Origin of the sequence: Synechococcus sp. MU1655, from assembly GCF_023630655.1 — a bacterium.
Taxonomy (GTDB): Bacteria; Cyanobacteriota; Cyanobacteriia; order PCC-6307; family Cyanobiaceae; genus Synechococcus_C.
Map to the genome: position 1 here is coordinate 1 of NZ_JAKUHK010000108.1, position 6,271 is coordinate 6,271.

Genomic DNA, 6,271 nt, shown 5'->3' on the forward strand with positions numbered 1-6,271 from the left:
AGTGTTAATTCAACAACGCCTAATCCGGGTCCGAGATGGCCGCCACTGTTGGACACCACTTCCAAATGGCGTTCACGAATTTGCTTGGCCACATCCTCAAGCTGGGTCTCCGACAGCCCATGCAGCTGATTGGGATGGGTTAATTCGCTCAGATGCATACCCATCCTCACACCGGTTCAGTCAATCTACGAGCCCCACCGACCCTTTGCGATCTTGAGCGGTTGTCAGACTGCAGCAATGGATCATTATTTGCCGAGGATCCTGCGCGCCCGTGTCTATGACGTGGCCCGGGAAACCCCTTTAGAACTCGCCAACAATTTGAGCCGACGGCTGAGCAACAGCGTTTGGTTGAAACGGGAAGATCTTCAACCCGTTTTTTCTTTCAAGCTGCGAGGTGCTTACAACCGCATGGCTCAACTCTCAGAGGCTGAGCTGTCACTCGGGGTCATCGCTTCCAGTGCTGGAAATCATGCCCAAGGTGTGGCCCTCAGCGCCTCCCATCTCCGCTGTAGAGCTGTGATCGTGATGCCAGTCACGACCCCTGGTGTGAAAGTTGATGCTGTGCGCCAGCTGGGAGCCGAGGTGGTGCTTCATGGTGAGACGTACGACGAGGCCTACGCCGAAGCCAGGTCACGGAGCGAAGCTGAGCAGCTTTGCTTTATCCATCCATTTGACGATCCTGAGGTGATCGCTGGACAAGGCACTGTGGGCATGGAAATCCTGCGCCAGTGTCATCAGCCACCCGACGTGATTTACGTGGCGGTAGGCGGTGGTGGTTTGATCGGAGGAATCGCCGTTTACGTGAAAAGTCTCTGGCCTGACGTCCAAATCATTGGTGTTGAACCCCACGATGCAGCCGCCATGACCCTGTCCCTAGAGGCCGGTGAACGCATCCGTTTGCCTCAAGTTGGGCTGTTTGCGGATGGAGTGGCTGTACGTGAGGTAGGTGAACACACTTTTGAATTGGCTCAAAAGTATGTCGATGACATCGTGACCGTTAGTACTGATGAAATCTGTGCAGCGATCAAAGATGTTTTTGAAGACACCCGCTCGATTCTCGAACCCGCCGGCGCTCTCGCTGTTGCTGGTCTCAAAGCAGATGTGAGCCGAAGGTCGCTCCAGAATCAAAATCTTGTTGCAGTGGCCTGTGGCGCGAACATCAATTTCGCGCGTCTGCGTTTTGTTGCCGAACGTGCCGAATTGGGTGAAGAACGCGAAGCGATGCTCGCCGTGGAAATACCAGAACGTCCGGGCAGTCTTCGCTGTCTGTGTGAATTACTGGCCGACCGGAGCCTTACTGAATTTTCCTATCGAATGCGAGCTGGTGACCAAGCCCATATTTTCATGGGCGTTCAGGTGAGCGGGCCCGATGACAGATCGTCCTTGATTGGCCATCTCAACACGCACGGCTATCCATGCCTTGATCTCAGTGACGATGAACTCTCCAAAGTTCATCTTCGGCACATGGTTGGAGGTCGGCTCCCTGCCAGTGCAACGACCAGCCATGTGCAGGAGCTGCTGTATCGCTTCGAGTTTCCAGAGCGACCAGGGGCCTTAATGCGCTTCGTTACGGCTTTGCATCGCGACTGGAGCATCAGCATTTTCCACTACAGAAACCATGGAGCCGATGTGGGTCGGATTGTGGTGGGTGTTCTTGTCAGTCCAAACGATCTCAAGTCTTGGCAATCCTTCCTTCGCGACCTTGGTTACAGCAGTTGGGAAGAAACGAGTAATCCGGCATACCAATTGTTTCTTGGTGGATGATGAGGAGTGAATAGCCAAAACATCTACCAGCGTTACTTTGAAGCCGGTTCATAGGGGGAGGTCATGGCGCAAGGATTGGATCGAAGCAACATGCAGGAGCTCAATCTCTCCCTTCCAGCTCGCTTGGAGGCCATCCTTTATCTGAAGGGAAAATCTCTATCGGTTTCGGAGCTGGCCGAGCTAGCTGATGCCAGTGAAAAAGAAGCAGAGCAGGGCTTGCTCGCATTGGTCGCTGGCTATGCCCAACGTGATACCGCCTTGGAAATTCATGAAAACAGTGGCCGTTACAGCCTTCAACTCCGGGCTGGTCTTGGTGAACTTGTTCGTAATCTTTTACCGGTCAACCTCTCCACGGCAACGCTCAGAACGCTTGCCACGATTGCTTTGAAACGCCGAATCCTTCAGTCGGAGCTCGTTGAATTACGAGGGTCAGGCGCTTATGACCACATCAAAGAGCTACTCAGCCAGAACTTCATTGAGCGCAAACGCCAAAGCGAGGGGCGTTCCTATTGGCTCAGTCTTTCTGAAAAGTTTCATCGCACATTTTCTGTGCTTCCTGATAGAGGGATCTCAGAACCGGATCAGGCTGCATAAAGTTCATTCATAACTCTCTCAAGAAGCACCAATGGATTTGAGTTTTGTTTCCACCTTTCTGCAGATCATTGCGCAGACCCTGCAGATTTATTCCTTTGTCTTGATCGTTCGAGTGCTTCTTACCTGGTTCCCGAATGTGGACATGGGAAACCCTGTGCTCAGCACTGTGAGTTCGATCACTGACCCTTACCTCAATGCCTTTCGAGGCCTGATCCCTCCATTAGGTGGACTGGATCTTTCGGCCATTCTTGCGTTCGTTGCCCTGAGCTTGATGCAACAGCTCTTGGTGTCGGCCAGTTATGCGTTTGCAGGTGGATTTGGCACCTACGGCTAAGCCTGTCGTCAGCCATGGACCTCAGCGATGATCTCCGCTCCCCTTCAACTGCCCACGAGCTGATCGGTCACGCAGTTTCCTGAGGTTTTGGTTGGCCACTTCGTCCAGCTCGTAACCAAGTTCGCTGGCTAGTTGAGCGACATACCAGAGCACATCACCGAGCTCGAGAGCGATCTCAGCTCGTGCCTGATCGTCAAAGTGTCCTCCACGATCACGCAGCACCTTCTTCACTTTCTCTGCCACCTCCCCGGCCTCACCACTGAGGCCCAGGGTCGGATAGATGGGATTGCTGCCAGCATCGGGGTATAGAGCCGTCAGCCTTGCAGCGGCCTGATAAGCATTCAGGTCCATACGAATCATGTTGAAGAGAGTCATCATCCAACAACTTTTCGAGTCCCAAAGGGCAAGACGGTAGATTCCGCAAGCTTCAAGACCTGTGGATGGCTCAGATCGATCTAACCCGTAGAACCAAGATCGTGGCCACCATCGGGCCCGCAACGGAAAGTCCAGAAAGGATCCGTGAACTCATTCAAGCCGGAGCGACCACGTTTCGACTGAACTTCTCCCATGGAGACCACAGCGAGCACGCCGAACGAATCGCCACGATTCGGCAGGTGGCCCACGAATTGGGAGCTCATATCGGCATTCTTCAGGATCTTCAGGGTCCCAAGATTCGCTTAGGTCGGTTCGAAGAAGGTCCGATCACACTCGCGAAAGGGGATCAATTCGCCCTTACGGCGAAGCAGGTGCGATGCAATCAGACGGTTGCAACAGTGACCTACGACAAGCTGGCCGAAGAAGTCTCTGCTGGCAGTCGCATCCTTCTGGATGATGGCCGCGTTGAGATGAAGGTTGATCGTGTGGATAGCGTCGACCAGACCCTCCACTGCTTGGTCACCGTTCCTGGCGTGCTGTCCAACAACAAGGGTGTCAACTTCCCGGATGTGCAGCTCTCTGTCCGCGCCCTAACCCAAAAAGATCGCCAAGATCTGGCCTTTGGTCTTCAGCAGGGTGTCGACTGGGTTGCGCTGAGTTTCGTTCGCAACCCCTCTGACATGCAGGAGATCAGAGAACTGATTCGTAAGCACGGATACAGCACTCCTGTGGTTGCAAAAATCGAAAAGTTCGAAGCGATCGATCAAATTGACGCGATTTTGCCGCTTTGTGATGGCGTGATGGTCGCTCGAGGTGATCTGGGGGTTGAAATGCCAGCAGAAGAAGTCCCTCTTCTTCAAAAAGATCTGATCCACAAAGCCAACAGCCTGGGGATCCCGATCATCACGGCGACCCAGATGCTCGACTCCATGGCCTCAAGCCCTAGGCCTACGCGTGCTGAGGTCAGTGACGTTGCCAATGCCATTCTCGATGGCACTGATGCGGTGATGCTGTCCAACGAGACCGCTGTTGGTGACTTCCCTGTTGAGGCTGTTGAAACGATGGCGACGATCGCTAGACGGATCGAACGGGATTATCCTCAACGGCCCATTGATACTCATCTGCCGAGCACGATCCCGAATGCGATTAGTGGGGCCGTGAGCAGCATTGCCAGGCAGCTCAACGCGGCTGCGATCTTGCCTTTAACCAAAAGCGGTGCCACCGCCCATAACGTCAGTAAGTTCCGCCCCTCCACTCCGATCCTTGCGATCACCAGCGAAGTCAACGTGGCGCGCAAGCTTCAGTTGGTTTGGGGCGTGACTCCACTGTTGATAGAAACTCAGAAGAGCACCACCGCCACCTTCACTTTGGCGATGGCTTATGCCCAAGAGATCGGTGTGCTCAAAGACGGTGATCTTTGCGTGCAAACAGCAGGAACGCTTGCGGGAATCAGTGGTTCGACTGACCTGATCAAAGTGGGGATCGTGAGTGCTGTACTCGGACGAGGTACGGGTTTCGGAACTGGCTCTGTGAGCGGAAAAGTGCGCATTGCGATGTCTGCCAGTGATTGCGCCCGACTAGAACCCGGAGACATTCTTGTGGCTCGGGATACGTCAGCGGATTACCTCGACGGCATTCGCGATGCGGCAGCTGTGATCACAGAACAACCAGGTGAGGACTCACACGCTGCAGTCATCGCCAAACGCTTAGGCGTTCCCGTGATTACTGGGGTCGCCAATGCCACACAAGATCTCAGAGAAGGCGAAGTGGTCACCTTGCACGTGAAAGATGGTGTGGTTCATCGGGGAACCGGCAGCAACCAGGCGATGAAATTAGACACCATGCTCTGAGTTTGGTCCCATTCGCTCATGGCCAGCAAGTTGCCGCTTGCCGACACCGTCGGCATGGCTCTTACCACACTTAAAGCAAATCGCTTACGCAGCTTGCTCACGATGCTCGGCATCGTCATTGGAAACGCCTCAGTCATCACGCTTGTAGGTGTAGGGCGAGGGGCCCAAAATTTGGCAGAGAACCAGCTCAGCAGTCTTGGAGCCAATGTTCTGTTTGTGGTGCCTGGGAGCAACGACACGCGCAGGCAGGGGGTGGAATTTCCTCGCACCTTGGTTCTGGACGATGCCACTGCGATTGCTACGCAGGTTCCAAGCGTGAAACGTGTCGCGCCACAAATCTCAGCCAATGAAGTGGTTCAGGCTGGAGCGAGGAGTACCAGCGCCTCGATCTCAGGGGTCACACCCGCTTTTTTACCAGTGCGCAGTTTTGAAGTTGCCCAGGGTCGATTCATCAGTGCTGAAGATGAACAGAGTGCCAAGACCGTTGTGGTGATCGGGCCAGATCTTCGCGACAAACTCTTTCCCTCTGGTGCAGCGGTAGGCCAAAGCCTTCGCATTCGAGACCAGGGTTTCAGTGTGATTGGAGTGATGGAACCCAAAGGAGCGGTCTTTGGGTCAAATCAGGATGAAAATGCTTATATCCCTCTAACAACAATGGTGAGCCGTCTCACTGGCCGTAACCCAACCTATGGAGTGAGTCTCAGCTTCATTAGCGTTGAAGCAAAGGATGAGCAAAGTACTGGACCAGCCAAGTTTCAAATCACCAATTTGCTGAGGCAACGGCACCGCATTTTGCGCAAGGACGATTTTGCAGTTCGATCCCAAAAAGATGCTCTCACCATCGTTGGCACGATTACAGGCGGCCTAACGCTGATGCTCGGAGCGATTGGTGGCGTATCGCTGCTGGTAGGAGGCATCGGAATCATGAACATCATGTTGGTATCAGTGAGTGAGCGAACGGAAGAAATCGGTTTACGCAAGGCATTAGGTGCACGTAGTTCCGATGTGCTTCGACAGTTTTTAGTGGAGAGTCTTGTTTTGGCGAGCCTTGGTGGAGTGATTGGAACCGCACTAGGGCTTGGCACCGTCACAGCGGTTGCATTCCTGTCGCCTTTACCAGCAACGATTGGCGCCACAACAATTTTGGTCACTGTGGGCCTGTCTGGATCGATCGGTTTGTTTTTCGGCGTCGTGCCTGCCAAGCGTGCAGCCATGCTCGATCCGATCGTTGCATTACGAAGCCTCTAAATCCCCTTCCCCTGAAACAGCGGTTTAGGTAATGAAACTCTTACAGTCGTGTGACTCACGATGAATCCATGAATCAACGCTGGCGTCAGATTGCCCTTTGGATTCT

The 6,271-nt window shown here is 53.8% G+C and carries 7 protein-coding genes; 5 read left to right on the plus strand and 2 right to left on the minus strand.

The window, feature by feature from the left end; all coding sequences use genetic code 11:
- Window positions 1-158, minus strand: a 158-nt coding sequence (locus NCN04_RS06400) for a 1-deoxy-D-xylulose-5-phosphate synthase N-terminal domain-containing protein (RefSeq protein WP_250395545.1), incomplete at its 3' end; no start/stop codon positions are given.
- 79 nt (window positions 159-237) lie between these two features.
- On the opposite strand from NCN04_RS06400, the gene ilvA reads away from it, so the two are divergent.
- The 3 genes from ilvA (at window position 238) to NCN04_RS06415 (ending at window position 2,692) form a co-directional block, all read left to right on the plus strand.
- Entirely contained in the window at window positions 238-1,764 is a 1,527-nt protein-coding gene (gene ilvA / locus NCN04_RS06405; RefSeq protein ID WP_250395543.1) for a threonine ammonia-lyase, biosynthetic, read from the plus strand.
- 90 nt (window positions 1,765-1,854) lie between these two features.
- On the plus strand, window positions 1,855-2,358 hold the full coding sequence (gene scpB, locus NCN04_RS06410) for an SMC-Scp complex subunit ScpB (RefSeq protein ID WP_250395544.1): 504 nt from the start codon (window positions 1,855-1,857) through the stop codon (window positions 2,356-2,358).
- A gap of 31 nt (window positions 2,359-2,389) precedes the next feature.
- Entirely contained in the window at window positions 2,390-2,692 is a 303-nt protein-coding gene (locus NCN04_RS06415) for a YggT family protein (protein ID WP_048346510.1), read from the plus strand.
- A 21-nt stretch (window positions 2,693-2,713) separates the two neighbouring features.
- On the opposite strand, the gene NCN04_RS06420 is transcribed toward NCN04_RS06415, so the two are convergent.
- A complete protein-coding gene (locus tag NCN04_RS06420; protein WP_250395546.1) occupies window positions 2,714-3,043 on the minus strand; it encodes a nucleoside triphosphate pyrophosphohydrolase family protein in 330 nt (109 codons plus the stop codon).
- 89 nt (window positions 3,044-3,132) lie between these two features.
- Between NCN04_RS06420 and pyk the strand changes: the two genes are divergently transcribed.
- Window positions 3,133-4,917 carry a pyruvate kinase gene (gene pyk, locus NCN04_RS06425; RefSeq protein WP_048346512.1) on the plus strand — a complete coding sequence of 595 codons (1,785 nt, stop codon included), beginning with the start codon at window positions 3,133-3,135 and terminating at the stop codon, window positions 4,915-4,917.
- An 18-nt stretch (window positions 4,918-4,935) separates the two neighbouring features.
- Complete coding sequence (locus NCN04_RS06430) at window positions 4,936-6,165, plus strand: ABC transporter permease (protein WP_048346513.1); 1,230 nt, start codon at window positions 4,936-4,938, stop codon at window positions 6,163-6,165.
- The last annotated feature ends 106 nt before the right edge of the window (window positions 6,166-6,271 follow it).

Excerpts from the sequence above, each read along its gene's own strand:
- ilvA (WP_250395543.1), top strand. The coding sequence starts at position 238 with ATGGATCATTATTTGCCGAGGATCCTGCGCGCCCGTGTCTATGACGTG.
- scpB (WP_250395544.1), top strand. The coding sequence starts at position 1,855 with ATGCAGGAGCTCAATCTCTCCCTTCCAGCTCGCTTGGAGGCCATCCTT.
- NCN04_RS06415 (WP_048346510.1), top strand. The coding sequence starts at position 2,390 with ATGGATTTGAGTTTTGTTTCCACCTTTCTGCAGATCATTGCGCAGACC.
- NCN04_RS06420 (WP_250395546.1), bottom strand. The coding sequence starts at position 3,043 with ATGGACCTGAATGCTTATCAGGCCGCTGCAAGGCTGACGGCTCTATAC.
- pyk (WP_048346512.1), top strand. The coding sequence starts at position 3,133 with ATGGCTCAGATCGATCTAACCCGTAGAACCAAGATCGTGGCCACCATC.
- NCN04_RS06430 (WP_048346513.1), top strand. The coding sequence starts at position 4,936 with ATGGCCAGCAAGTTGCCGCTTGCCGACACCGTCGGCATGGCTCTTACC.